Origin of the sequence: Cyanobacterium stanieri LEGE 03274, from assembly GCF_015207825.1 — a bacterium.
GTDB classification, from domain to species: Bacteria; Cyanobacteriota; Cyanobacteriia; order Cyanobacteriales; family Cyanobacteriaceae; genus Cyanobacterium; species Cyanobacterium stanieri_B.
Map to the genome: position 1 here is coordinate 1 of NZ_JADEWC010000018.1, position 24,486 is coordinate 24,486.

A 24,486-nucleotide genomic window follows, 5' to 3' on the forward strand; every position below is an offset into this window, starting at 1 on the left:
TACTAATATAACTAACTCTCCTCAAAATGGCAACTTTTTCTCGAAACTTTTTTTCAACTTCTGTCACAACTGTTACATATTAAGGCTTTTGACCTTTCAATCTTTTTTTCTTTTCGCTGGGCATCGCCCACTTTACGGGTTTAAATTTATTCTTTGGTGATAAGAATTTGGATATAAACGAGGAGAAAGGCTATTAATAATAAGATGCTGGTGGCTGCTGCGGCATAACCGAAGTTAAATTGTCTAAATGCTTGTTGATATATATAGTAAGCGAGGATATTGGTGCTGTTGGCTGGGCCGCCGTTAGTCATAACGTATATTTGTTCAAAAGAGCGGAAGGTAAAGATGGAGGTGGTGATGATACAAAAAATTAGGGTTGGTTTTAATCCTGGGATGGTTATATATAAAAATTTTCCCAATGAATCTGCACCGTCTAGTTCGGCGGCTTCGTATCGTGATTTGGGGATGGCTTGTAATCCTGCTAGGAATACGACGAGGTTGAAGCCGATTTGTCGCCATGTACTGAATAAAATAATAATGGGCATTGCCCAGAGGGGACTATTGAGCCAAGAGATGGGGGTAATGTTTATTTGTTGAAGTAGTTGGTTAACTGGACCGTTGTTTTGGAATAGCCAACGAAATCCTAAGCCCATGGCAACGAGGGAGGTTATGGAGGGAATAAAGTAGCTGGTACGAAAGAAACTTCTAAGGATAATTTTTTGGTTGAGGAGAACGGCGAGAAGTAGGGGGATGATAATACTGGGGATGATGCTGGTGATGGAGAAGTAGATGGTATTGATGATAATTTGGGCGAAGTCGGAGTCAATGATTAGTCGTCGATAGTTATTGATTCCAATCCATTGGGTGGAGGTTAGGTTTCCATTGGTGAAGCTGAGATAGATTAGGTAGAGGATGGGGATAAAGAGAAAGATGGTGAGAAGAGTTAGGGCAGGGCTAAGGAATAACCATGGGGTGATTTTTGCTTTTAGTTTGTTAAGGCTCATGGTGTTGTTAAGGGTTACAATTCTCCCAAAATTTTGCGATTTGGGGGGCTTAATCGTTAGTAAATCCCCCCTAGCACCCCTTAATAAGGGGGGATTTCCTATGGTAGTGATTTATCCGAAATTAATATAGGAGGATAAAAGTTTTTATATTAAAAGGGCTAAAGCCCTTACTACGGAACTTATTATCAGTTTTTATCTTCCGCCTACGGTGATGGAGTCAACTTTGATATGGGGTTGTCCTACGGTTACATAGACGCTACCGCTTACGGAACCACAGAATCCTGCTGCTAGTCCTAAGTCTTGGGATGACATGGAGATTTTTTTCATGATTTCTTTGGCTTCTCCGATGAGGGTTGCTCCTTTTAGGGGTTTAGTTATTTTGCCGTTTTCGACTAGGTAGGCTTCGTCAACTCCGAAGTTAAATTCTCCTGTGGGGCCGACGCTTCCTCCGCCCATTTTTTTGCAATAGATTCCTTTATCAATGGAGGAGAAAAGGTTATCTAGGGTATATTCTCCGGGGGCAATATAGGTGTTGCGCATACGGGAGGCGGCAGCATAACTATAGTTACTTCTTCTGCCGCTACCTGTGCGGGGATGTCCTGTGCGTATGGATCCTGCTCTGTCGGCTATGAAGTTTTTGAGGATGCCGTTTTCGATGAGTAGGGTGCGCTGGGTGGGCATTCCTTCGTCGTCCATGTCGATGGTACCAAAGGCTTTGTCGGATAGTCCTTCATCCCATGCGGTGAGGTTTTCATGGGCTATTTTTTCTCCTTTTTTATCGATGAATGGGGTACTTTTTCTCTCGATTTGGGTGGTTTCGAGGAGGTGTCCACAGGCTTCGTGGAAGATTACTCCGCCGAATTGGTTTGCCATGATAATGGGATATTGTCCTGATTCGACGTAGTCGGCGTAGAGCATTTTTCCTGCGGATTCGGCTACTTCTTCGGCTACGTTTTGATAGTTCCACTGGCGGAGAAAGTCGGGGTTACTGGTGTCTCCGTCTCTTTTGCCTATGGAGGAGCGATTTTGTCCATCGGCGCATAGCAGGTTATAGCCTACGGATTGGGTTAGTCTGATGTCTCGGGCGAAAGTTCCGTCGGTGGAGGCGACTAATATTTCTTGCCAGTCTCTGAAGTAGGCGGCACGGCGCGATCGCACTTTAGAGGCTTTTTTTTCGATAAATTGATTGGCACTTAATAGGATGTCGCCCATTTCTTGCATATTACTGCATTGACTTAACCATGTGTCTTTATTTTTGAGGGTGGCGTAGTCTCTGAAGAGTTCGAGATTAATTTCGGGTATGAAGGCTGAACCTTGGGGAATGTTTAAACCAAGGATGGAGAGGGCTTTTTCTAGGGCTTGTTTTAATCCATTAAAGGTTAAATCGTTGGTACTAACGTAACAGTCTGCTTTTCCTCTAAATACTCTTACCCCTGCCCCTGTGGCTAGTCTGGGAGTAATGCTGGTGATGGTGTCGTCTTCGGCTAAACAGTTAATGTAGTTGGATTTTTCGAGGAAAAATTCTACAAAATCGGCTCCTGCGGCTCTACCCATGCCTAGTAGGGTGGAGAGGGGTTGTTGCCATGAGATGTCGAAGCGATCGCCCTTGGGCTGATATGATAGGTTAGGTATTTCTTTGGAAATCAATAGTGTTGGTGACATAGATTACGTTAACTGACTTTGTTAAATACCATTATATAGTTAGGAGTTATGTAAACTGTGGAGTTATGGAAGCAGGGAACAGGGAATGGGGAACAGGGAATAGTTAAATTTATTACACTGTCCATTTTGAAAATTTTAATTATCAATTGTCCATTGTTAATTGTCAATTATCCTCCCCCCTTGTCAAAAGAGTAAGGTATATAAGATAATAGTAGATTGTGTATAAAATTACTGTTATAGTAACTATAAGCTAAAACCATGGCAAGTAAAAAAGGCGTTCGCATTATCATTACATTAGAGTGTACGGAATGTCGTACCAATCCTGACAAACGCTCTAAGGGTGTATCTCGTTACACCACTATGAAAAATAGACGTAATACCACTGGCAGAATGGAACTTAAAAAATTCTGTACTCACTGCAACAAGCACACTATCCACAAGGAAATTAAATAGTTTAGTTTCCAGTTTTAATTTGAATAAATAAATAGTAAGTATTTAAAGATTAGATTATGGCTTATTTTCGCAAAAGATTATCTCCTATTCCTCCTAGTCAAGAGATTGATTACAAGGATTTAGAACTTTTACACAAGTTTGTAACTGAAAGAGGTAAAATGTTACCTCGTCGTATCACTGGATTGACTGCCCACCAACAAAGAGAGTTAACTAGAGCGGTTAAAAAGGCTCGTTTGTTGGCTTTATTGCCTTTTATCAACGTGGAAGGTTAATCTTTTGGGTGTTGGGTGTTAGGTTAATTTTTTCCAAAAGATTAGGGCATCTGCCCCAGTGGCTTGATAGTATTTTTTTCTTCTTCCTGCTAGGGCAAAACCAAATTTTTCGTAAAGTGCGATCGCACTTTGATTATGTTCACTAACTTCGAGAGTTGCTCTTTCTAACCCTTTTTCTTTTGCTTGTTTTAGTAATTTTTCTAATAACATTTTGCCTAATCCTTGTCTTTGAAAATCAGGATGAATGGCTAAAATGGTCACATGGGCTTCTTCTACAATTGCCCAAAAACAGCCTAAACCGATTATTTTTTCTTCATTTTTTATATCGGTAGTAATAATTAATAGGGTACTATTAGGGCTCTCTATTTCTCTTTTATAACCTTCTAAACTCCACAATCCACCGAAACAAATTTGATCTAATTCGATAACTTCTGATAAGTGTTTTTCGGTTAAGGGTTGCAGTTTTATAGTTGTTAATGACATAAATAACCTCGTTTAGGGATAATAATTTCGATATGGTAGGGGACGTAGCATGCTACGTCCGTACAGGCTTATGGTTGCAGGTTTAATTTTTTTATCCCTATTCCACATTTTGAGTAACTTCAAGATAAATATGATCAAGATTGACAGGTTGACGGGTAATAGAAGTTAAATTGATGTGATCAAAATACTTGATTAACTCCTCTAAGGGTAAAGTTTCAGGTAATAAAAAAGCTAAGTCTCCCCCATAGTAACGATGTTGAAAACCCTTTTCTTGAGCTTTGAGAATTGCCTTTTCCTCCTCATCAGTTTTAATGATAATAATTTCTTGGGCAGGAACTTTTTTCCTTAACTCTTCTAATGTCCCCTCCGCAATGATTTCACCGTTTTTGATAATCCCGATGCGATCGCACAGTTTTTGAGCTTCATCCAATAGGTGAGTAGTTAAAAGAATAGTCATTCCCTCTTCTCTCAAACTGGTGATTAACTGCCAAATTTCATACCTCGCCTCAATATCTAATCCCGTGGTGGGTTCGTCTAAAATCAATAACTTAGGATTATGAATCAACGCCACCGCAATATTAACCCTCCGTTGCATACCACCACTAAGGGTATCCACCGCATTATCTTTGCGATCTAATAAATTAACCCCTTGCAAACAGTGATTAATAGCCGATTTTAACTTAGTCCTTTTTAAACCGTAAATCTTGCCAAAAAAAGATAAATTTTCCGCACAACTGAGGCTCGGGTATAACAAATTTTCTTGAGGAGCTACACCCAATGAATACTTACTTTTAGCCGACAAATTTTCCCCATTAATATTTACAAGACCATCATCATAATTCAACAAACCGCAGATAATATTAATAGTAGTTGTTTTCCCCGCACCATTTGCCCCCAGTAAACCGTATATTTCCCCTTGTTTAATGTTGAGGTTTAAATCTTGTAAAACTGCTCGTTTTCCATAAAACTTAGTTAAATTTTTGATTTGCAACATTATCGATCCGAGAAAATAAACAATTCCATCATAATATCAGTTATGGCTACAGGGAATGGGGAATAGGCAATGGGCAATAAAATAATTGTCAATTGTCCATTGTCAATTGTTAATTCTTCACACCCTTATCCCGAATTGAGGTTAATTTATAATTATAAACTGTTCCCCGTTCCCTATTCCCTCAAAAAAAAAGAGCTAGTGGATCAAAGTCCAACTAGCCCAAATGATTGAGAATACACTTTATTAGGTAAATGACTGGGGATTACTGAAGAACCAACTTCACGTTAGCATTCTGTAAACCACGTTGTTTAACCTCTTCAAGGGTTTTATTAACGGCATATTTTTGATTAATGGAGTTAATTAACTCAGTTTGGTTATGTTTCTTAGCAACGCCCCAAAGATCTGCAATTAAATCAAAACTACCATCAGCATTACGAGACCAACCCAAATCGTACTCGCCTTCTAACACAGCGACGATGTCGGCACGAAGACGCTGACCATTGTAGCCACGTACATCTGCATCAGTTTTTACGTTGATACCGAGATCCCGTAAAGAATTGGTGAGGATTTCCGCAGAAGAGATTTTGGTGCGTAGGGTGCTAAAATGAGACATGGATGTTTCCTCCTAAGAGATTAAAGACAACTGTTTAAAAATTTGATAAGATATGCACTTTGAGTGCTTTTGTTAAAACTGCTAGTGAATCACTAGCCTTTCTCGGAAGTTCGGGGGACTACTCCTCCCCCACCCGATGAAAGCCTTTAAAATTCCAGTCGCTGATATTCAGCAACGGAAGCTGAAGCAGGTCTGGCTCTTTTTCTAGCCCAGTCTCGTAGTGCTGTTACCTGTTCAGTCATGGTGCGAGATAGGGGCAAAGTACATTTCATGGCGGCGATAATGTCTAGTTGGGTAAACTCTCGCTCTTGGGCGAAAGCCTCATACATAGCGGCAATGATTGCTTGTTCTATCTCGGCTCCAGAAAAACCTTCTGATACATTTGCTAGTTGTGCGAGATCAAATCTTTCAATCTCATTTCTACGGTTGGTTAAATGTATCTTAAATATTGCTTCACGTTCTTGAGCATTGGGTAAGTCAACGAAAAAGATCTCATCAAATCTACCTTTACGCAAAAACTCACTGGGTAATCTTTCGATACGGTTGGCGGTTGCCATTACAAAGACGGGGGAGTTTTTTTCTTGCATCCAAGTGAGGAATGAACCAAAGATACGGCTAGATGTGCCACCATCGGAGTCGGCAGACCCACCACTACCGGCAAAGGCTTTATCTAGTTCGTCGATAAAGAGGATTGCAGGGGAAATGGATTCAGCGGTTTTAAGGGCATTACGAAGATTGGCTTCAGATTTGCCTACGGTGGAACCATCATAAACTCTGCCCATGTCCAACCTGAGTAGGGGTAAGCCCCACAATCTTGAGGTTGTTTTGGCGATTAAGGATTTACCGCAACCGGGTACACCTAATATAAGCATTCCTTTTGGTTGGGGAAGTCCATACTCTCTAGCTCTTTCGCTGAAGGCATCAGAACGCTGAGTTAACCAGTGTTTCAGCTCTTCTAGCCCTCCCACTGCGTCAATGGTTTTGTCTTCCTCTACATAGTCAAGGATACCGTTACGGCGAATTAGCTGTTTTTTCTCGGAGAGGACGATTTCGACTTCTTCCTCGGTGAGTTGTCCTGCTTTTACTTGGGCTTTTCGATAAACTTTTTGGGCTTCATCGATGGTTAGTCCAAGGGCGGCACGAACTAATTTTTCTTTGACTTGGGGGAGAAGTTTCTTCTGGCGAGATTGCTGTAGAGCTTTATCTAATACGGTTTCTAGCTCGGAGGATTGGGGTAAGGGGAAATCCAACACCACAATGTCTTTTTCGAGTTCGATGGGTATTTTATGATAAGGCGACATCAAAATTATGGCTTTGTTTGTGCCTTTAAAGCTATAGATAGCATCTCTTAACCATCGGGTAACGGGGGGAGAGTCTAGGTAAGGGTGTAAATCTTTGAATATATAGATCCCGTCATCCTTTTGTCTGACTACCCATTCGATGGCCGCTTCTGGTGAAACTGTGTTATGTTGTACTCCCTGACGACCTTGGCTATTGTATTCTACAATGCCATGAGTTACTGTCCACACGAATACTCGGCTTTTTTGCTCTTTCGTTTCTTGATCTCTGGCGATACGGGCGATCGCACTTTCGGCTCTTTCTTCTTCAGAAGTCACTAGATAGATCAAAGGATATTGAGCTTTGATGAGAATATTTAACTCTTCTTTCATTATGCCGACCTCGATTTAGTTTCTCAGTGTACTCAAATCTTCTAGCAGGGAATTAACTCTTCTTGGTCTGATGAATCTTCTAACTGAACACTATCACCGATTAAGGGAAATTCCTCATCCACAACAGTAGGTTGATTTTTCAAGGAGACCATTTCACCATCACGCATCAACATGGGAGTGTCACATTCTGGACATACATGAATTTGGTGAGTCTTGCCATAACCTGCTTCAACTTCTTCCACGGTTTCCGGGTGTTTTAGATAAAAGTTAACGGCTTTTTCGACTAAGGCTGACATGGAGTCAGTGTCGATAGCTGCTTTTACTTTTAACTGTCGGTGCAGGTTTGGTGGTAAATATAGAGTAACTTTTTGCTTTTCTTGCATATTGGCTTATTTGATATGCCCAAGTGCTATGTGAACTACTTTAACTATTTTTTTTTATACTGTCAAGGCGTCATCCCATTTTGACAGCATAATTGTTACATTTCGTAACAATGTGAGGTAATTGGGGTAGAGTTGTTCTAAATTTTTGAACCTGATACCTAACACCTCAAACCAAGAACTAATTATCTTTTTTGCGTAACATCAGTTATTATTTTTGCTTGTCTAGTATCATCATCATTAATACTTAGTTCTATTTGTAAATAATGGGAAGGTAAATGGGGTAATAATTCTGACCATTCGATGGCGGTGATGCCTGGTTCAACTTCTATGCCTTCCCAATAGGTTTGTAGGTGTAGTTGTTTAATTTCTTCTGGTTGAAGGCGATATAAATCGATGTGATAGAGGGGTAAACGTCCTTCTAAATATTCATTGATTAAAGTAAAAGTGGGAGAGGCGATCGCACCTTGGATGCCCAAACCAACCGCTAAGCCTTGAATAAAAGTAGTTTTACCAGCTCCCAAATTCCCTCGTAATAAGATAACCGTATTAGGACTTAAATCATCAGCTAGTGTTTGCCCTAACTTTCGGGTTTCTTGTTCATTTGCTAATAGAATTGTTTTTTCACCCATTTAGATTATCTAGAAATACTAAGATATTATTGTCAAATTTTCTTAGTTAATTGTCAATAATCATCACAGGAATAAGACTATTTTCCAAAACATAACGAGAAATAGAACCAACGAATATATTATCAACATTCCTTTTACCCATGACAATTTCTGATACTCCATAATCTTGGGCAATGGTTAAAATTTGTTGTGCGGTTGAACCTTCCCTAACTAAAAATTGATGGTCAATGTCAGCTAAAACTTTACGGGTGACTAACTTTAAGGCATTTACATCGGAAGATTTATCATCGGGGATGACGTGTAAAACAATGACCTGTGCATCACTTCTTCTCGCCATGGCGGCGGTTTTAGTTAATACTGCCTGAGTTTGGGTAGAATCATCAATGGCACTTAAAATAGTGATATTACCCTCAATGATTACCTTGGTGGCATCAACTTCCCCCCTTTGTAACAAACGAGGAGCAAAAGTGGGAATAGCCCATGCTCCTAAAGGGGCGGTAACTAAAATAGATAAAGAGGCGATCGCCAATATTTCTTCCCCACCATCAATGCCCAAACTCAAAGGAATAGCCCCCACTGCCGCTTGTACCGTAGCTTTAGCGCTATTGGCAGGAAGTAAAAATAGTTTTTCTTTACCACTCCAATTACTTCCCCATGTCGATAAATACCAGCCTAACATCCTTCCTACCAAAGTACCAACCAAAATTATTAGTAAGCCAATTCCTAGGGTATTTCCTAAGACATTTAATTGAATATTTGCGCCTAATAATACAAATAAAAAAATCTGAGCTACCCGCCAAAGAACATCAAAACCCTGTCTTAATCTTCTTGCCAAAGGAGAAGCAAATTCAATTAAGAAAAAACCGCAACTCATTACCGCTAAATAACCTGAAAAGAAAGGATATTCATGGGAAAACAGCACTAATAAAAGAGACAAACTAGCAGTAATTAAAGTATCATAAACACCTCCTTGAGAAACCTTTTGTTTTACTAATATCCATATTAATATTTTAGCCAATAACCAGCCAAAAAATATTCCCACAATAATTTGTGATATTAATTGTAAAAATAACCATGGTAATGCTTCAAAATTTAAAGCATTTTCCCCTGATAAAAAAGTAATTAATAAACTAAAAATTAACAATAATAATACATCAGATAATGCACTACCCGTCAAAATAGCATCAGGAATTCCTTTTTTAACCCCCCAGCCCAAACTTTTAAGACGTAACATCCCTGGAACAATAACCGCAGGAGATTCCGCCGCCAAAATACATCCTAAGAGTAACCCTGTTAATATATCAAAGTTCAATAAATATATGCTTAAAAAAGTGATAATTACCATCTCACAAATAGCAGGTAAAAATCCTAATTTCAGAGCAACTTGACCCTGTTTTTGTAATTTTTGACGATCTAGCCCTAAACCTGCTTTCATTAAGATAATCATTACGGCAAGAGTTCTAAAATTATCCGCTGATTTTAAGGTAGATGGGCTTAATATATCCATCCCTTGAGAACCTAACATAATTCCGATTAAAATCATACCCACAAGGGCAGGAATTTTAAACTTATCAATAATTATTCCTCCAAAAAATCCACACACCAAAATTAAGACAAAATCTACAAGCATTTCTTTTTTTACTATATTATTCCCTTCAAATCTATTGAAGATTATCCCAATTCTGTATTTAAATTTAGGTTTTAATTATTTTTTTATCAATATTTTTTTGAGATAAAATTCCATTATCATGTTAGGATATAAAAGAGGTTTTAAACCGATAGATAGAGGAAAAATAGGCAAAAGCAAAATTAGTTTTAAGTAAAAACTTCTGTGGTGTTTGACGCTACAACATATTGCTACTGATTAGGTGAAGAGAGAGTAAGATCAAGTTAATCTAAAAGGATTTTTGGTGGGCAATGCCCACCTTACAAACAACTATTTTAAGAGAAAACGCCAACTATCAGCCTCAAAAGGTTCTCCTTTAAGCATTCTATTCCAATAAATCCATGGTAAGGCATATCTTTTTACTAGCCACATACTAGCCCTTTCCTTCGTAGGATCAAGGGGAAAACTAGGGGTAGGCTCTTTGGTATAATCGAATTCTGCCATGATGGTTTTACCATAACCTGTGACGAGGGGGCAACAGGCATAACCTGCGTATTTATCGATGGGTTTTTGTTGTGCCATCAATGCCAGAATATTATTTACTACCACAGGGGCTTCTTTACGAATAGCGGCGGCGGTTTTGGAGGTAGGAATGGAGGAAGCGTCTCCGAGGGCAAATATGTTGGGGTATTGGTTATGTTGACAGGTGAATTTATCTACATCTACCCATCCTCCTTCATTGCCGATCGCACTGGAGCTAATAAAATCAGGAGCTTTCATGGCAGGAGATACGTGGATCATATCATATTTAATGGTGACATTTTCACCATCATTAACCGCAAAAACGGCTTCTTGGGTGTCGGGTTTTAACTCAATTAAATTATGACCATATTTAACCTCAATACCTTTACGTTGAACGATTTCTTCTAGGGGTTTACAATAAGCTGGTACACCAAACATTTTTCCTGTGGCATTGGCATAAATAATTTTGGTTTTATCCCTAACGCCATTTTTGGCAAAGGTTTCCTCGGCCATATACATAATCTTTTGGGGTGCGCCAGGACATTTTATCGCCCCAGCGGGGAAAGTAAAAATAGCTGTACCCCCTTTGAAGTTATTAATGGTTTCCCAAGTATAGTCAACTACCTCTTTAACATAGTTTGAGGTAACATTATTTTTACCGACGGTATCTCGAAAACCAGTGATACTATCCCATTTTATTTGTACCCCTGGGCATACCACTAAATAATCATAGTTAATAATTTGACCTGTTTTTGTGGTAACTTGGTTTTGATTGGGGTCAACATTTTCAGCAAAATCTTTGATCCAGGTTACGCCACGGGGTATTAGTTTATCTTCATGTTTAACGGTATCTTCAAATTGATATACTCCACCACCTACTAATGTCCAAGCTGGTTGATAATAATGGTTTTCTGATGGTTCAAGGATAGCAATACGAAGGTTATTATTTTTTTTCATCAACTGAGAAGCGACGGTAACTCCTGCCGCACCTCCGCCGATGATTAATATTTGAAATGATTTATTACTCATAAAAAATAAAAAGGTTATTAGGGCAACTTTGCTAAGTCATATATAGTTTAAAAGGTTCTTTTGTGAAGATGTTTATTTCTTTATATTTCTTTGGGAATTTAATTATTTTTTTCTTTCGTCTAGTTTTTTATATACTTCCCTGATGTCAACGTTATGATGGGCTAGGGCTACGAGGGTATGATATAACAAGTCACTCACTTCCCCTGCGATTTCGGTGGGGTTGTCGTCTTTAAATGCCATAACGACTTCGGCGGTTTCTTCCCCGATTTTTTTGAGAATTTTATTATCTCCCCCTTGGAATAGGCTACAGGTGTATGATTTCTCGGTTGGATTATTTTTGCGATCGCAAATTACTTTATATAATTCCGTTAGGGTATCGGCAGGGGGAGCAGATTTGCTATGATCTATTTGGTGGAAACAACTTCTTTCCCCTGTATGACAGGCAATGTCCCCTATTTGTTCGATGGTGAGTAGTAAAGCGTCACTGTCACAATCATAACGAATGGCTTTTACTTTTTGAATATGTCCTGAGGTGGCCCCTTTGTGCCATAATTCTTGACGGGAGCGACTCCAATACCATGCTTCTCCTGTATCGAGGGTTTTTTGGAGGGATTCTTTGTTCATCCATGCCATCATTAATACTGTACCATCTAAGTGATCCTGTGCGATCGCAGCTACTAATCCTTTTTCGTTGTAGGCAATGTCATCAAGGGGGATTGATTGTTTTAAGGGCATAGATAGGTTTGTGGTCATGGGATTTCAAATAATAGCAATTAATTTATTATAACAGAAAATAGGCTCCTATTTTGTTTGACAAAAAACATTGAATTATTGTTCAGCTTTTACGAAAGAGAAAATATATTTTATGATTAATTAATCTGAAGATTCTTTTTTCTTAATTAGAGAATTATAAGTTTTTATATCTACTAAATAAGGAATTTTTTGATTTTTTTGATTATTATACTCTGTGTATTCTCCTAAAAGTTTACCTTCATTTTCTCTAATAAAAAATAGAGCATCTCGATTATATTTTGCTTGAATAAAATTAGGATTCATACTTAATATTTTGTCGTAAAGGGCGATCGCCTTTTGTATATAACCTAAATCAGCCTGTAAAATAGCCAAATTAAAATAAGACTTTTCATAATCAGGTTTTAACCTTAAAGAATTTTTATAAGAAGCAATACATTCAGAATGATTACCTAACATTTGATGAATATAACCAAGATTATAATGAGCTTGATATAAATTAGGATTAAATTTTAAAGCCTCGACATAATCATCCATCGCATCCTCATAATCCTTTAACTTAAGATAAACAAAAGCTCGATTATAATAAGCTAAAAAAAAGCTAGGATTAATAGTTATACAAATACGATAATCATCTAATGCTCCCAAAAAATTACCTAATTTTGTTTTAATTAAAGCTCGTTTATAATAACCCAAAAAGCTAACAGGATTAATCCTAACTTCCTGCTCATAATCTTCTAACGCCGACTCATACTCTTGAAAATAAGTGTAAGCAAATCCACGCCAATGATAAGCTAACAGATGGTTAGAATCAAGTTTTATCACCGCCGAAAAATCATCAATAGCCCGACGATAATGCCCTTGTTTCCAGAGTGCTACCCCCCGCAAAAAATATAAATGGGCATTAGCTTCTCCAATATTTAAAGCCTGATTATAAGCATGAATAGCTAAATCGAATTCACCTTTTTTATCATGAAAAGTTCCTAAGCGAGTAAATTTATTAATTTGATGATTTCTAGCCCATCGTAAATATCCTTTTAAACCACCACCATAGAATAAATCAGAGATGGTAATGTAATCTTTTGTGATATATTTTTTTATATATTCTTGAGGTAAAAAACCAGCTAAAATAAGAGGGTAATCTTGTATATCATCTTGTAAACTATAAATAGAAATAAAAAAAATAATTAGTTCATATTTATCTATATCTTCTTGATTTAAAAACCAATAAATCTCATCAGATTTTAAAGTAGTCTGCACTAAAATATTAAAGTTATTATTTCCCTTGATGATAAAGTTATGATTAAGGTTTTGTAGATGATTCGTAGCTTTTTCTAAACTTACTAAGTCTTGATACCGTTGTTGTAAAAATTGTTCTCCTAGTCTATGGAGAAAATATTTAGATAATAACTGTTGATAATTCGGATTATTTTTTTTATCCCTCAATAAAGGCTTTAAATGATTAATAATTGCCTGAACATGAGAACTTTTAATGGTATCTATTTCCGAATAACAATTTTCCGATTGACAAGAGCAAAGGGCATCTATTTTTAAGCGATGACAGAAATCTTTTTGTTGTTCTTGTAGAATAAAATTTTTATCCATTTTCTATCACCATAAATCCATTGATTAAGTGTTAATGATTAGCCAATATTTTAAAAAATGATTATACATAATATGATAATTATCAAAATATAATCCTTAAAATTACAACCACAATTACCCAGACAAATATTATGTAACTACAGTTTAAAGATTGATGTCTTTTTTGTCCATGGATCATTACATTGCTAAAATCTAACTATAATAAAAAGTGGAATTACTCCTATAAAATCTATTTTATTCCATGAATATCACCTGTACCCGCCCCTATTGTCAACATCCAATAAATAGTTTTAAAGAGTTAAAAGACACCTCCATACTAAAGACGGTACAACAAAAATACTGCATAAGTTGCGGTATGCCTTTAATTTTGGCAGGAAGATATTTACCGAAAAAACTATTGGGAAAAGGAGGATTTGGGGCGGCATATTTAGCGGTGGATAGATATAGCCCTACCATGAGAAAATGTGTGGTTAAGCAGTTTCAGCCCGAAGGAAATATGGGGGAAGCAGAATTGGCGGTGGCGTTGGAGTTGTTTGAGAGAGAAGCGTTAGTATTAGATGATTTAGGTAATCGTCATCCTCAAATTCCTGATTTATTTGCCTATTTTCCGTTACTGGTACCTGGCACAATAAATGGTAGAAAGCAGGGGGAAGAGCAATATTTTTATTTGGTGCAAGAATATATTGACGGACAAGATTTAGAGCAGGAATTGTTACAAAAAGGGGCTTTTTCTGAACAAGAGGTAACGGATATTTTAAGGGAAGTTCTTAATATTTTAACTTTTGTCCATGAAAATGGTTCAATTCATCGGGATATAAAGCCTTCTAATATTATGCGTAATCGTGAGGGGGTGTTTTATTTGCTCGACTTTGGGGCGGTAAAAATGGCGACGAATCACACTCCTAATCCTCAGTTAAAGTCCACGGGTATTTATTCTATGGGTTTTGCACCTCCTGAGCAAATGGCGGGGGCGCAAGTTTTTCCTTCTACTGATTTATATGCCTTGGCTGTTACTTGTGTAAATCTTTTGACGGCTCAGCCGACTACGGATTTATATGATGCTTATAGTAATACATGGCAATGGCGCAAGTATGTTACAGTGGGCGATCGCCTCGGGTTAACCTTAGAAAAAATGTTGCAACATAATCCAGCGAAAAGGTTTCAGAGTGCTAGGGATGCTCTAAAAATTATTGACCCTCCCCAACTCAGGGGGGCAAATGCTCCTTCTGTTACCCCTCAACCTGCCATTAAAGCCCCTATATCCAGAAATACAACTCCCCCCCTGTCTGATCCTGAACCTATGAAAATCGAGCCGATAAACCCGACACAGGAAGGAATTAAACCTGTGGAAAAACCATCAAAACCTGTAAAGGAGAAAAAAAATAGAGCCCCTTTACCTGTAGCCTCCATACTCACTGGAGTAAGTTTTTGGGCTTTTGAAGGGGTATTAGGGGCGATCGCCATTACTAGCGCCCTAAGCACTTTTTCCATGGGCATACAAATGGGAGTGTTAGGAGGAATCATGGGTTTACTAATTTTAATTCTTTGGAAAAAAGTAATAGAGAAATGGGATTTATTACTGGTTGGAGGTGCTACCATGGCCCTTGTTTATTTTCTTCCCCTACTTCATAACTCTTTATTTACCATTTTCGATTTACCCTTATTAGCCGTCTTGATTGCCCCCCCTGTGGTGGCCTTAGTTACCTTATTTATCGCCAGTATTTTTCTACTAATATTATCTTTTTTAAGAAATCTTTTCTAACCGAAATTACCCATTAATTGATGATTTAATGAATCGGAAAGTAAGGTTAATTCGAGGCTCAACAACTTTACTCGTCTTAGGAATTTGATGTAACCAATAATGTTGAGTTTCTCCCCCCATTACTAACAAACTACCATGGGAAAGGGAAATCTCTGACTTAAGAGAATTTTTCTTATCCCTAGCCTTCAACATAAAACGCCTTTGCCCTCCTAAACTCACTGAAGCAATGAGCGGGTTTTTCCCTAATTCTGGCTCATTATCGCTATGCCATCCCATGCTATCTTTACCGTGGCGATAATAGTTCAGTAAAACACTATTAAATTTAACTTGCACAAAAGATTCTACCTTATTTTTAATCTCCTCTAAACAATTAATCCAACCATGGGGATACATGGTGATATTAGAATAAGTGTAAGTTAAACCTTCATCCGCATACCAAGCCGTTAGGCGAGGCTGTAAATGGGTTTTGCCAAACAAAGTAATATAATCTTGTCTCCACTCAATTTCTCCATGCAACAGGATAAATAACTTATCACTGGTGACGGAATCAAAAAAATCTGGATAGTAATATATCTGGCTGTGGGGTAGCTCTATTTTTCCCATCCTATGTAATTAAGATTAAGATTTGACATAACACCTAACACCCAATACCTAAAACCTAATTATTGCTCATTCTTGCGGTGTTCGACTTCAATAACCGTATGTACATTACCCCGAGGATAAAAATCACCCTTCACCGAAATATAAAGAGGATCACAGGCTTCCACAAAGTCATCTAAAATCTGATTAATAGATTCTTCATGGGATATGTAGCGATCGCGATAATTATTAATATAAAGTTTGATCGCTTTTAACTCTACTACCTTTTGATCAGGAGAATAATTAATATAAATAGTCGCAAAATCAGGATAACCCGAAAAAGGACATTTGCAAGTAAACTCAGGTAACGTCACACTAACATTATAAACCCTGCCAGGGCGAGGATTGGGGAAGGTGATTAAAGAACCCTCTGCGATCGCCCTTTCCCCGTACATCATTTCTTTCTTTTCTTCAGCCATAACCTTAACCCAATAAAACAACAATAATAATCATAATCAAAAAGATGCCCCTCCCCCTAAAATAAAAAGGGTTTGGGGTCAAAAAAAGAGTAACAGATTAAATAAATTACTCTGCGGCTACCTCAGCAGTTTCCGCCTCAGCTTCTTCCTTCTCCTCAGTTTTCAAAGTACCCTCAGGCACTAATTCAACTTCATTTTTTTCCTGTAAGAAACTCAAAACCTTATCAGACAAAAGATCATTCTTAACAAACTTTTGTAACTTGTTTTGGTCAATCTCGCTAGAATTTAAATCCTTAGTTACCTCAGCGATTTTTTCATTAACTTCCTCATCCGTTAAAGTGATAGATTCTTGCTCAGCAATTTTTTCAACGATGAGATTAGTATGTAAATTTTTACTAGCTTCAGGACGGGCAGTTTCACGCATTCTACCCACCATTTCCCTAGTAAAGAATTGATTAAGATCAACCCCCATACGCTGAATTTCATTAGCAGTTTGCATTAAGAGGTTTTGAACTTCTTCTTCCATCATGGTTTCAGGTATTTCGATGGTAGTATGTTTTAAAAGCTCATCTACTAAAGCCTGTTGAATATTGACCTTAGTATCATTTTCCGCCTTCTCCTGATACTGCTTTTCTAAGGATTCCCTTAACTCGGTAACGGTTTCAAACTCGCTAACCTCCTTCACAAACTCATCATCAACCTCCGGTAATTCCTTCTCTTTCAAATCCTTGAGGGTAATAGAGAAAATCACAGGTTGACTAGCCAAATCCTTCTGAGGATAATCTTCAGGGAAAGTTAAATCAAGGGTTTTACTCTCATCAATATTCATTCCCACAATACCTTCTACAAATCCGGGAATAAATTTACCTTCTGCTAATTCTACTTGAAATTCTTCAGCCTTAGTACCCTCAATTAATTCTCCTTCTTCCCCTTCATTTTCAGCGGGTTTACGACCTTGAAAATCAACAATGGCAGTATCTCCCATTTGAGCCGTTCTACCTTCTACAGGTACAAGGGTAGCTAAACGCTGTCTTTGTTCTTCAATAAGTTTATCTACCGCTTCAGGATCATATTTAATTTCTTCTGCCTGAACTTTTAAGCCTTGATATTGCCCTAAAGTAACCTCGGGGGGAACATCAACCGCCGCCTTAAATACTACGGCATTACCTGGCTGATAGTCTTTGACTAAATCTTCAAACTCAGAGCGCAAGGAATAATTACCCAAAGAATTGATCGATTCTTGTTCGATAGCCAATTTTAGACTATCCTGAATTAACTCCTCCAATACCGCCGCTTTAATTCTGTCATGTCCTAAACGTTGTAATAAAATAGGACGGGGAACTTTACCTTGACGAAAACCGGGGATATTGGTGGTTCTGGCAATTTGTGTAATTACTTTTTCATAGGTTTTTTTAGAAGTTTCTGCTGGAATTTCGATTTCTAAACCGATTTGACTAGCAGGAAGTTTTTCCTGAGTAATTTTCATAAAAATTAATGTTGTTGTTCTTTATAGATTCGCTCTAACAATAATAAGTATATTCGGTTACTATGTGCAACTTGTACTCAACCTTACAACTCTATCACATTTAATTGATTTCTTTAGCTATCAAAAAAGTAATAACAATTCTTGGGCGCAGGGATAAATCTCAGGTGTGAGCTATACTAGAAGTTGACATCTAAATTTTGCCTAAGGACAAATAATAGTTTTCTTATCCTGCAATCATTTAAGACTCATCTAGCTAGTAAAGTATGACGAGAAATTCGCAACTAAGTCAACCCCTGCCCCCTGTAGTTCAAAAAGTATCCAGCAACCTCAAGAGATGGGGTTTTTGGGGTTTTTGGTCTCAGTTAGTATTGGGTATTATTTCTACGGTAACTCTTTTATTTGCTACCCCTGCACTTTTCGAGACTAATGAGAGATTACAGGGGGTACAATTTGGCATTTTTTGTGCTTTTGTGGGCATTATTCTATTAGTGGCGGCTTTGGTGATTGCCTATCGTTACGGCAAAATTGGTAGAAGGGTTGAAAATAGAGATCCTGCTATGCGTCCTAAAAAGTCGGATACTCTCAATTTAATTCGCATCGGCTTGGTGTTAAATTTGGTGGGGATGTTATTTGCTATTCTTGGGGCTGAGGCTTTGGTGGGGCTAACTTTAGCTAAGTTGTTAACCCTCTCTCCTCAGTTGATTGGACCAAATACGGATCAATATGTTAATTCCCTTGATATGCTAATTATTCAGGCAAATACTAATACTATTGCGGCTCATTTTTCTGGTATTGCTACTTCTTTATTTTTGCTCAATCGCATCAGTAGTTAAGGCTTTGCTTATTTTAGGCATGATTGCTCATGGAGATGGACAATGGTAATAATATTTTGAATACTAAGTTATGTCAAGTTTGAATAATTCATAATCCATAGATTGTATTTTCGTATTCCCACCGTGTAATGAATTACACGGCTAACGGTAGTTCGTTGAATAAATTGAAGTAAGATATTGATATTACTAATTTATAAACTATCAAGGGGACTTGATATTATTTAAATAATTCAATTATATTTCATCCCGCAATTAGCTTTGTGACAAAAATTCTAAAATATGCTGGGCAGTAATGTCGGCTTTTTCTAGGTGAGGAACGTGACCACAATTTTCTATCCAGATTAGTTTACTTTGGGGTATCATTTTCTCAAATTGGTGAGCTGGTTTTATGCCCAAAATTTTGTCGTTTTTCCCCCAAATTATAAGGGTTTTGGCTTTTATATCGGCAAGATTAGAGGCAAATGAGCCATAGCCGCCGCTTTTGGTGAATGATATTAAGGCTTTGTTCCAGTTTTCACATTCTAGGTGCAAGGCAGCACATCTGAGGGCATCTTCATGGGCGTAGGTGCGATCGCAATAAGCTGTTTCACTGATACTCTGTCTTACTTTCAAGTTACGCAAAAATTCCGTGGCTAAAAAATCCAGAGGAGGAAACAAAAACCTACTCATGATGGGTTTTTTCGTTAATCCACCACTATCAAGAAGTATTAATTTATCCACTGCATCGGGATAAGTTAAAGCAAAATCAATGGCCGTTGCCCCTCCCATGGATGCACCCACTAACACCATGGGCTTAGCAATCATTTTTGACCAGAAATTATATAAATGTGTTTTAATACCCTCAGGGGAAAAGGATAAAAATTCTTTACGTTCAGTAAAACCAAAGCCCAATAAGTCTAACGCCCATACCTGATGTTTTTCGGTTAAAAGAGGAAATAAACGACGATATTCAAGTAAAGAACTATCAAAACCATGGAGTAATACCATGGGAGTATCACTTTCTCCCTCTACGGCATAACTACTCATAATTTCTTGTTTGGATGTGTCACAGGGCAAATGGGTAAATTGAATTTTATTAAAAAGCTCGATGGATGATGATTCTGTCAATTTTTTTGCAGATTCAGTAATGGCGTTAGGAAACATTTATGTTTTAATTCTTCAGGAAATATAATTTATTTTACATTTCTATTTTAATTTTAAAAGGTACAATATATCATTATATTTTAGCTAAATTGAGTTATTTTTATTTTTCATATTCATAACAAATTGTAGATATTTTTATCAAGTAAAAATCATTTACAATGATTGTAAAATTGAACAAAAATAATTGTTATCCGAACATGGAAAAACTAAATAAAGAAGAAAAATAATACAACATTTTAAAATATAATTGTTAAACTAAGAATAAATATAGAAACCAATCTTAAATATGCAACAAACAGGACTAAATATATTAGCAATAACTATTTTTACTGTCACATTATCAGTATTATTAGGCCCTCTTTTAAATATATCTCCTTACATTCCCGCAGGAGGAACATTTATAATTTTAAGTCTCATCACTGTAGATACTTTAAGTTGGGAAAATAAAGGAGTTAATCTATTAATTAATATTTTTGCTTCTGCTGAACAAAAAGAAAGGATAATTTACCATGAAGCAGGACATTTTCTAACTGCTCATTTATTTAATATTCCTATTAAAGATTATACTTTAACAGCATGGGAAACATTAAAAAAAAGAAATGGAGGAACGGGAGGAGTAATTTTCGATATAGACTTTTTAGAAAAAAAAGGTCAAGATATGAGAGAATTTAATTTACTTATAGAGCGTTTCGGGGTAGTTTTAATGGGAGGAATTGCCGCTGAAAAACTTCAATATCACAACAGTGAGGGAGGGCAAGAAGATTTATTAAAATTTGCGGAAATTTATGCCCCTATTACCCTTACTAATTCTAATTTAGAAATGCGTAAAAGATTGGCTCTTTTACAGGCTACAACAATGATTGAAACTCATAATGAGGCTTATTTAAAGTTAATTGAATTTATGCGTCAACGTAAGTCTGTGGAAGAATGTCAAGGGTTATTAAATGAGAGTATATCTTTATCTTAATTAGGGTGCGATTAAGGTGCGCTGGTATTAAATTGATAATTACAGTAAATGTATAGTATCAAAACTCTTATTACTATTGCCCATTCCCTATTGCCAAACTAAACTAAAAATCATACCTTACTTCTCCCATAACTTTTTTATAAAAGTCTATTTAATAATCAAATTTTGATGTAAGCTGGATAAATCTTTACTTCCCGTACAAAAAAGAGTAGTTTTTATCTCCACATTCAATAGATTTACCAAAAAATCAAGGGCTTGGGTGGATTCCATAGCGGCTTTGAGAAAGGGATAAGCCAAACCCACCAAGTCTGCCCCAAGGGCAATTAATTTAGCAACTTCTAAGCCATTACGAATACCCCCTGAAGCGATAAGGGGAATGTCAGGATATTTACTGCTAATATCAGCTACACAGTCGGCGGTAGGAATACCCCAATTAGCGAAGGTTTTGCCCAATTCTCTTTGTAGAGGGTTATTTGCCCTTTCACTTTCTACCATAGCCCAAGATGTGCCTCCTGCCCCTGCTACATCGATGGATTTTACACCTACATTAATAAGTTTTTCTGCCATATCAGCGGAAATACCGTTACCGACTTCTTTGGCAATGACTGGCACTGGTAAATTCTCGCATAATTGGGCAATTTTGGTTAGTAAGTCTTTAAAGTTTGTATCTCCTTGGGGTTGGATACATTCTTGGAGGGGGTTAAGGTGCAAGATGAGGGCATCGGCTTCAAGGATTTTAACTAATTCGAGGCATTCTTTATAACCATAGCCGTAGTTGAGTTGTACTGCACCAATATTAGCGAATAGGAGTACATCGGGAGCGTACGATCGCACTTTAAATGTAGAGGCTACTTCAGGTTTTTCAATGATAACACGACCGGAACCAATACCCATGGCAAGATGATATTTTTGAGCGATTTTAGCTAATCTTTGATTAATTAATTGAGCATTGGTTGTGCCTCCTGTCATGGAAGAAATCAGTAGGGGTGAATCAATTTTTTTACCTAAGAATTGACTGCTAATATTAATCTTTTCATAATCTAATTCTGGTAAGCAAACATGATTAAAATGATATTTTTCTAAGCCATTGGATATGTTACCACATTGTACTTTTTCATCTAAACAAATCCGAATATGATCATCTTTTCTGGTTTGAGTTGCGGTTTGATTTTCTCCCATTTTAAATTATTATTTCACCTATATTTTTACTAAACTAACAGCGATGTTATCTGAAAAACAAACATCTATATCACTATCTTTTGCCTTTTGTCTTTGGCTATAATTTCCTTGATAAAAATAAAGATTATCTTTAATTTTAAAAGTCAAAGGTAAAGGATCTTTACTAGGGGTACAAAACACTATTTTAGCATCAGTTTGATAGGGTTGTAAATGGGGAAGATTTACATTCCAAAAATGTCCCTTAGGCAGTTCTTTTGTTAATAATAAGTTTAATACTTTTTTTGTTAATTTACTAGCTAAAATCCAATCAATTTTCTGAGGATTTTTGATATAATGGGAAAGTGCGATCGCCTTTACACCAGAAATTGCCGCTTCTCGCACTGCCGCCACCGTGCCAGATAAATACATATCAACCCCTAAATTTCCTCCAGCATTAATACCCGACAATAACCAATCGACATCAGGGGCAAGGGCTTGAATAGCCAAACGAGAACAATCGGCAGGAGTACCATCCACACTATAGCAATTATCGCCGAGATTTTCTACCCCTATACCCCGACGGGTAGTAATTTGATGACCACATCCAGAATACTCCTGATTGGGTGCAATAACCCATTTATCTCCTTCCACAAGATTACTAAGAGTTTGGATACCCTCAGCTTTAATCCCATCATCGTTAGTTATAACAAATTTCATTCAAACTACTACAACATAAACTGGTTAATTATATCAACTTCAGAGGATAAACCCAAACAGTAAGAAAAAACCAATTAAATATAAAATAATGGGTGTTGCTTAATTATGGTACAAAAAATAGTTTAATGAAGGTAATAAATAATTAATTAAATATTTGGCATTGCCTATTTTGAGTAGGAAACATTATTGAATTACAGTAAATGTATAGTATTAAAACCATACTATTATTACTATTGCCCATTCCCTGTTGCCAAACTAAACTAAAAATCATATCTTAATTCACCAATGCTAAAACTTTCACTACCCGTATAAAAATGAATACTAGCGTATCAAATCCCCTTAGCCAATGGCGAAAAACAAGCCTGATTGGTAAAAGTGTCGGCTTACTCAGTAACTGGTATCACACCAGTTATTTATTACAATACTCAGATGCGATCGCCTCTATTCTTATATGTATATTAATAATATTAGCTCCCTTTTCCAGCACCACCTTAATAGGGATAATTCTAGTAGCCATAGGAGGCTTTTGGCTTCTTCTCACCCTTGCCGAAACGAATCCTAACCAAATCACCGCCATCCACCTGTGGATATTTTTTTACTGGTTAGCCTCCATCATTTCCACCGCCTTTTCCCCCCTCAAAAGTGCCTCCCTATCAGGATTAATCAAATTTACCCTTTATCTCTTATTTTTTGCCTTATGTGCGAGGGTATTCCAAAAGAAAAAATTTTTAGAATTAATTACCACCACCTATCTTCTCATCTCCCTTATCGTCAGTGGTTACGGTATTAGACAAAAATTTATCGGTGTAACACCCCTTGCCACATGGACAGATACATCACTACAAACAGCCGACTTAACAAGGGTTTATAGTTATTTAGGAAATCCTAACCTTTTAGGTGGCTATTTACTCCCTGCCGTTGCCTTTGGTTTAGGAGGATTAATTTTATGGAAAACCTTACCTCAAAAAGCCCTCGCCATAGTAATAGTAGTCACCAATAGCACTTGTATTTATTTTACGGGCAGTAGAGGAGCATGGTTAGCTTTAGTCGCCTTATTATTCACCTTCCTTTTAGGATTAAACTATTGGTGGGCAGAATATCTTTCCCCTTTCTGGCGTAAATGGTTAGTGCCAATAATTGTTGGTATATTCTCCCTGTTTATTATTACTGCAATTATTTTAGTTGAACCCTTAAGATTAAGAATTTTAAGCATATTTTCATGGCGGGGAGATAGTAGCAATAATTTCCGCATCAATGTTTGGTATGCCGTATTTCAGATGATGCGCGACTATCCCATAACAGGTATTGGTTTAGGAAATCAAGTTTTTAACCAGATTTACCCTCTCTACATGAAAACTAATTTTACCGCCCTAAGTTCCTATTCCATCTTTTTAGAAATTCCCATCGAAACAGGTATTATCGGTATTAGTTTATTTATGGGAATTCTCGTTTCTACCTTCAAAAAAGCCATAACCAAAATTCAAATCTTTAAAACAGAAAATCAAGCCATGGGTATCTGGATAATTGCCAGTCTTGCCGCCTTGGTGGGTTTGGCTACCCAAGGGGTATTTGATACCGTTTGGTTTCGCCCACAAATTAATACTTTATGGTGGTTATTAATTGGAGTAATTGCCAGTAACGTCAGGGTAATGGATAATTGAGAATGGATGGTTGATAATTAAACTAA

At 37.1% G+C, this 24,486-nt stretch carries 24 protein-coding genes; 6 read left to right on the forward strand and 18 right to left on the reverse strand.

The genetic code is table 11. The features are described 5' to 3' along the window. Positions 1-146: 146 nt before the first annotated feature. The gene (locus tag IQ215_RS08940) at positions 147-1,004 is read right to left on the reverse strand and encodes a carbohydrate ABC transporter permease (RefSeq protein WP_193800973.1); all 858 of its coding nucleotides are present in this window, start codon (positions 1,002-1,004) and stop codon (positions 147-149) included. Positions 1,005-1,196: 192 nt separating this feature from the next. Then, entirely contained in the window at positions 1,197-2,666 is a 1,470-nt protein-coding gene (locus IQ215_RS08945) for a TldD/PmbA family protein (RefSeq protein WP_193800974.1), read from the reverse strand. 258 nt (positions 2,667-2,924) lie between these two features. On the opposite strand from IQ215_RS08945, the gene rpmG reads away from it, so the two are divergent. Both rpmG and rpsR read left to right on the forward strand, forming a co-directional pair. Next, positions 2,925-3,119 (forward strand): 50S ribosomal protein L33, encoded by a 195-nt coding sequence (gene rpmG, locus IQ215_RS08950; RefSeq protein ID WP_015222340.1) that lies wholly within the window; start codon positions 2,925-2,927, stop codon positions 3,117-3,119. Between the two features lie 56 nt (positions 3,120-3,175). Beyond that, positions 3,176-3,391, forward strand: a complete 216-nt coding sequence (gene rpsR / locus IQ215_RS08955) for a 30S ribosomal protein S18 (RefSeq protein WP_015222339.1) — start codon at positions 3,176-3,178, stop codon at positions 3,389-3,391. An 18-nt stretch (positions 3,392-3,409) separates the two neighbouring features. Here the strand turns inward: rpsR and rimI are convergent, their stop codons facing one another. From rimI to IQ215_RS09005, 10 genes are all read right to left on the reverse strand, one after another. Next, a complete protein-coding gene (gene rimI / locus IQ215_RS08960) occupies positions 3,410-3,874 on the reverse strand; it encodes a ribosomal protein S18-alanine N-acetyltransferase (protein WP_193800975.1) in 465 nt (154 codons plus the stop codon). 97 nt (positions 3,875-3,971) lie between these two features. Then, the gene (locus IQ215_RS08965) at positions 3,972-4,868 is read right to left on the reverse strand and encodes an ABC transporter ATP-binding protein (RefSeq protein ID WP_193800976.1); all 897 of its coding nucleotides are present in this window, start codon (positions 4,866-4,868) and stop codon (positions 3,972-3,974) included. 262 nt (positions 4,869-5,130) lie between these two features. Beyond that, entirely contained in the window at positions 5,131-5,481 is a 351-nt protein-coding gene (locus IQ215_RS08970; protein WP_015222334.1) for a DUF1257 domain-containing protein, read from the reverse strand. A 146-nt stretch (positions 5,482-5,627) separates the two neighbouring features. Then, positions 5,628-7,151 carry a stress-responsive protein Ycf46 gene (ycf46, locus tag IQ215_RS08975; protein ID WP_193800977.1) on the reverse strand — a complete coding sequence of 508 codons (1,524 nt, stop codon included), beginning with the start codon at positions 7,149-7,151 and terminating at the stop codon, positions 5,628-5,630. Positions 7,152-7,192: 41 nt separating this feature from the next. Beyond that, positions 7,193-7,534: a CopG family transcriptional regulator gene (locus IQ215_RS08980; RefSeq protein WP_193800978.1), complete on the reverse strand. Its 342-nt coding sequence runs from the start codon at positions 7,532-7,534 to the stop codon at positions 7,193-7,195. Between the two features lie 182 nt (positions 7,535-7,716). Then, the gene (gene tsaE, locus IQ215_RS08985; protein ID WP_193800979.1) at positions 7,717-8,163 is read right to left on the reverse strand and encodes a tRNA (adenosine(37)-N6)-threonylcarbamoyltransferase complex ATPase subunit type 1 TsaE; all 447 of its coding nucleotides are present in this window, start codon (positions 8,161-8,163) and stop codon (positions 7,717-7,719) included. Between the two features lie 46 nt (positions 8,164-8,209). After that, on the reverse strand, positions 8,210-9,793 hold the full coding sequence (locus tag IQ215_RS08990; protein WP_193800980.1) for a cation:proton antiporter: 1,584 nt from the start codon (positions 9,791-9,793) through the stop codon (positions 8,210-8,212). 306 nt (positions 9,794-10,099) lie between these two features. Further along, on the reverse strand, positions 10,100-11,320 hold the full coding sequence (locus IQ215_RS08995; RefSeq protein ID WP_193800981.1) for an NAD(P)/FAD-dependent oxidoreductase: 1,221 nt from the start codon (positions 11,318-11,320) through the stop codon (positions 10,100-10,102). A 102-nt stretch (positions 11,321-11,422) separates the two neighbouring features. Then, on the reverse strand, positions 11,423-12,055 hold the full coding sequence (hisIE, locus tag IQ215_RS09000; RefSeq protein WP_431355529.1) for a bifunctional phosphoribosyl-AMP cyclohydrolase/phosphoribosyl-ATP diphosphatase HisIE: 633 nt from the start codon (positions 12,053-12,055) through the stop codon (positions 11,423-11,425). A 138-nt stretch (positions 12,056-12,193) separates the two neighbouring features. Further along, positions 12,194-13,675, reverse strand: a complete 1,482-nt coding sequence (locus IQ215_RS09005) for a tetratricopeptide repeat protein (protein WP_193800983.1) — start codon at positions 13,673-13,675, stop codon at positions 12,194-12,196. A 241-nt stretch (positions 13,676-13,916) separates the two neighbouring features. Here IQ215_RS09005 and IQ215_RS09010 point away from each other — a divergent pair, with 241 nt between their 5' ends. Next, a complete protein-coding gene (locus tag IQ215_RS09010) occupies positions 13,917-15,437 on the forward strand; it encodes a serine/threonine-protein kinase (RefSeq protein WP_193800984.1) in 1,521 nt (506 codons plus the stop codon). Positions 15,438-15,443: 6 nt separating this feature from the next. On the opposite strand, the gene IQ215_RS09015 is transcribed toward IQ215_RS09010, so the two are convergent. The 3 genes from IQ215_RS09015 to tig all read right to left on the reverse strand — a co-directional run bounded on the left by IQ215_RS09015 (position 15,444) and on the right by tig (position 17,981). Beyond that, on the reverse strand, positions 15,444-16,040 hold the full coding sequence (locus tag IQ215_RS09015; protein WP_193800985.1) for an alpha-ketoglutarate-dependent dioxygenase AlkB family protein: 597 nt from the start codon (positions 16,038-16,040) through the stop codon (positions 15,444-15,446). A 59-nt stretch (positions 16,041-16,099) separates the two neighbouring features. Next, entirely contained in the window at positions 16,100-16,495 is a 396-nt protein-coding gene (gene queF, locus IQ215_RS09020) for a preQ(1) synthase (RefSeq protein WP_193800986.1), read from the reverse strand. Positions 16,496-16,601: 106 nt separating this feature from the next. Then, on the reverse strand, positions 16,602-17,981 hold the full coding sequence (gene tig, locus IQ215_RS09025; protein WP_193800987.1) for a trigger factor: 1,380 nt from the start codon (positions 17,979-17,981) through the stop codon (positions 16,602-16,604). A 263-nt stretch (positions 17,982-18,244) separates the two neighbouring features. Between tig and IQ215_RS09030 the strand changes: the two genes are divergently transcribed. Next, a complete protein-coding gene (locus tag IQ215_RS09030; RefSeq protein WP_193800988.1) occupies positions 18,245-18,814 on the forward strand; it encodes a DUF3611 family protein in 570 nt (189 codons plus the stop codon). Positions 18,815-19,066: 252 nt separating this feature from the next. On the opposite strand, the gene IQ215_RS09035 is transcribed toward IQ215_RS09030, so the two are convergent. Then, positions 19,067-19,957 carry an alpha/beta fold hydrolase gene (locus IQ215_RS09035; RefSeq protein ID WP_193800989.1) on the reverse strand — a complete coding sequence of 297 codons (891 nt, stop codon included), beginning with the start codon at positions 19,955-19,957 and terminating at the stop codon, positions 19,067-19,069. A 286-nt stretch (positions 19,958-20,243) separates the two neighbouring features. Here IQ215_RS09035 and IQ215_RS09040 point away from each other — a divergent pair, with 286 nt between their 5' ends. Then, on the forward strand, positions 20,244-20,924 hold the full coding sequence (locus IQ215_RS09040; RefSeq protein WP_193800990.1) for an ATP-dependent Zn protease: 681 nt from the start codon (positions 20,244-20,246) through the stop codon (positions 20,922-20,924). Between the two features lie 147 nt (positions 20,925-21,071). On the opposite strand, the gene fni is transcribed toward IQ215_RS09040, so the two are convergent. Both fni and surE read right to left on the reverse strand, forming a co-directional pair. Next, positions 21,072-22,103, reverse strand: coding sequence for a type 2 isopentenyl-diphosphate Delta-isomerase (fni, locus tag IQ215_RS09045; RefSeq protein WP_193800991.1), 1,032 nt, complete (start codon positions 22,101-22,103; stop codon positions 21,072-21,074). A gap of 18 nt (positions 22,104-22,121) precedes the next feature. Then, positions 22,122-22,799: a 5'/3'-nucleotidase SurE gene (gene surE / locus IQ215_RS09050; RefSeq protein ID WP_193800992.1), complete on the reverse strand. Its 678-nt coding sequence runs from the start codon at positions 22,797-22,799 to the stop codon at positions 22,122-22,124. A 314-nt stretch (positions 22,800-23,113) separates the two neighbouring features. Between surE and IQ215_RS09055 the strand changes: the two genes are divergently transcribed. Beyond that, positions 23,114-24,460, forward strand: coding sequence for an IctB family putative bicarbonate transporter (locus tag IQ215_RS09055; RefSeq protein ID WP_193800993.1), 1,347 nt, complete (start codon positions 23,114-23,116; stop codon positions 24,458-24,460). Positions 24,461-24,486: the final 26 nt, after the last annotated feature.

What these genes read in the sequence shown, in the direction of transcription:
- IQ215_RS08940 (WP_193800973.1), bottom strand. Translation starts at nt 1,004, where the DNA reads ATGAGCCTTAACAAACTAAAAGCAAAAATCACCCCATGGTTATTCCTT.
- IQ215_RS08945 (WP_193800974.1), bottom strand. Translation starts at nt 2,666, where the DNA reads ATGTCACCAACACTATTGATTTCCAAAGAAATACCTAACCTATCATAT.
- rpmG (WP_015222340.1), top strand. Translation starts at nt 2,925, where the DNA reads ATGGCAAGTAAAAAAGGCGTTCGCATTATCATTACATTAGAGTGTACG.
- rpsR (WP_015222339.1), top strand. Translation starts at nt 3,176, where the DNA reads ATGGCTTATTTTCGCAAAAGATTATCTCCTATTCCTCCTAGTCAAGAG.
- rimI (WP_193800975.1), bottom strand. Translation starts at nt 3,874, where the DNA reads ATGTCATTAACAACTATAAAACTGCAACCCTTAACCGAAAAACACTTA.
- IQ215_RS08965 (WP_193800976.1), bottom strand. Translation starts at nt 4,868, where the DNA reads ATGTTGCAAATCAAAAATTTAACTAAGTTTTATGGAAAACGAGCAGTT.
- IQ215_RS08970 (WP_015222334.1), bottom strand. Translation starts at nt 5,481, where the DNA reads ATGTCTCATTTTAGCACCCTACGCACCAAAATCTCTTCTGCGGAAATC.
- ycf46 (WP_193800977.1), bottom strand. Translation starts at nt 7,151, where the DNA reads ATGAAAGAAGAGTTAAATATTCTCATCAAAGCTCAATATCCTTTGATC.
- IQ215_RS08980 (WP_193800978.1), bottom strand. Translation starts at nt 7,534, where the DNA reads ATGCAAGAAAAGCAAAAAGTTACTCTATATTTACCACCAAACCTGCAC.
- tsaE (WP_193800979.1), bottom strand. Translation starts at nt 8,163, where the DNA reads ATGGGTGAAAAAACAATTCTATTAGCAAATGAACAAGAAACCCGAAAG.
- IQ215_RS08990 (WP_193800980.1), bottom strand. Translation starts at nt 9,793, where the DNA reads ATGCTTGTAGATTTTGTCTTAATTTTGGTGTGTGGATTTTTTGGAGGA.
- IQ215_RS08995 (WP_193800981.1), bottom strand. Translation starts at nt 11,320, where the DNA reads ATGAGTAATAAATCATTTCAAATATTAATCATCGGCGGAGGTGCGGCA.
- hisIE (WP_431355529.1), bottom strand. Translation starts at nt 12,055, where the DNA reads ATGCCCTTAAAACAATCAATCCCCCTTGATGACATTGCCTACAACGAA.
- IQ215_RS09005 (WP_193800983.1), bottom strand. Translation starts at nt 13,675, where the DNA reads ATGGATAAAAATTTTATTCTACAAGAACAACAAAAAGATTTCTGTCAT.
- IQ215_RS09010 (WP_193800984.1), top strand. Translation starts at nt 13,917, where the DNA reads ATGAATATCACCTGTACCCGCCCCTATTGTCAACATCCAATAAATAGT.
- IQ215_RS09015 (WP_193800985.1), bottom strand. Translation starts at nt 16,040, where the DNA reads ATGGGAAAAATAGAGCTACCCCACAGCCAGATATATTACTATCCAGAT.
- queF (WP_193800986.1), bottom strand. Translation starts at nt 16,495, where the DNA reads ATGGCTGAAGAAAAGAAAGAAATGATGTACGGGGAAAGGGCGATCGCA.
- tig (WP_193800987.1), bottom strand. Translation starts at nt 17,981, where the DNA reads ATGAAAATTACTCAGGAAAAACTTCCTGCTAGTCAAATCGGTTTAGAA.
- IQ215_RS09030 (WP_193800988.1), top strand. Translation starts at nt 18,245, where the DNA reads ATGACGAGAAATTCGCAACTAAGTCAACCCCTGCCCCCTGTAGTTCAA.
- IQ215_RS09035 (WP_193800989.1), bottom strand. Translation starts at nt 19,957, where the DNA reads ATGTTTCCTAACGCCATTACTGAATCTGCAAAAAAATTGACAGAATCA.
- IQ215_RS09040 (WP_193800990.1), top strand. Translation starts at nt 20,244, where the DNA reads ATGCAACAAACAGGACTAAATATATTAGCAATAACTATTTTTACTGTC.
- fni (WP_193800991.1), bottom strand. Translation starts at nt 22,103, where the DNA reads ATGGGAGAAAATCAAACCGCAACTCAAACCAGAAAAGATGATCATATT.
- surE (WP_193800992.1), bottom strand. Translation starts at nt 22,799, where the DNA reads ATGAAATTTGTTATAACTAACGATGATGGGATTAAAGCTGAGGGTATC.
- IQ215_RS09055 (WP_193800993.1), top strand. Translation starts at nt 23,114, where the DNA reads ATGAATACTAGCGTATCAAATCCCCTTAGCCAATGGCGAAAAACAAGC.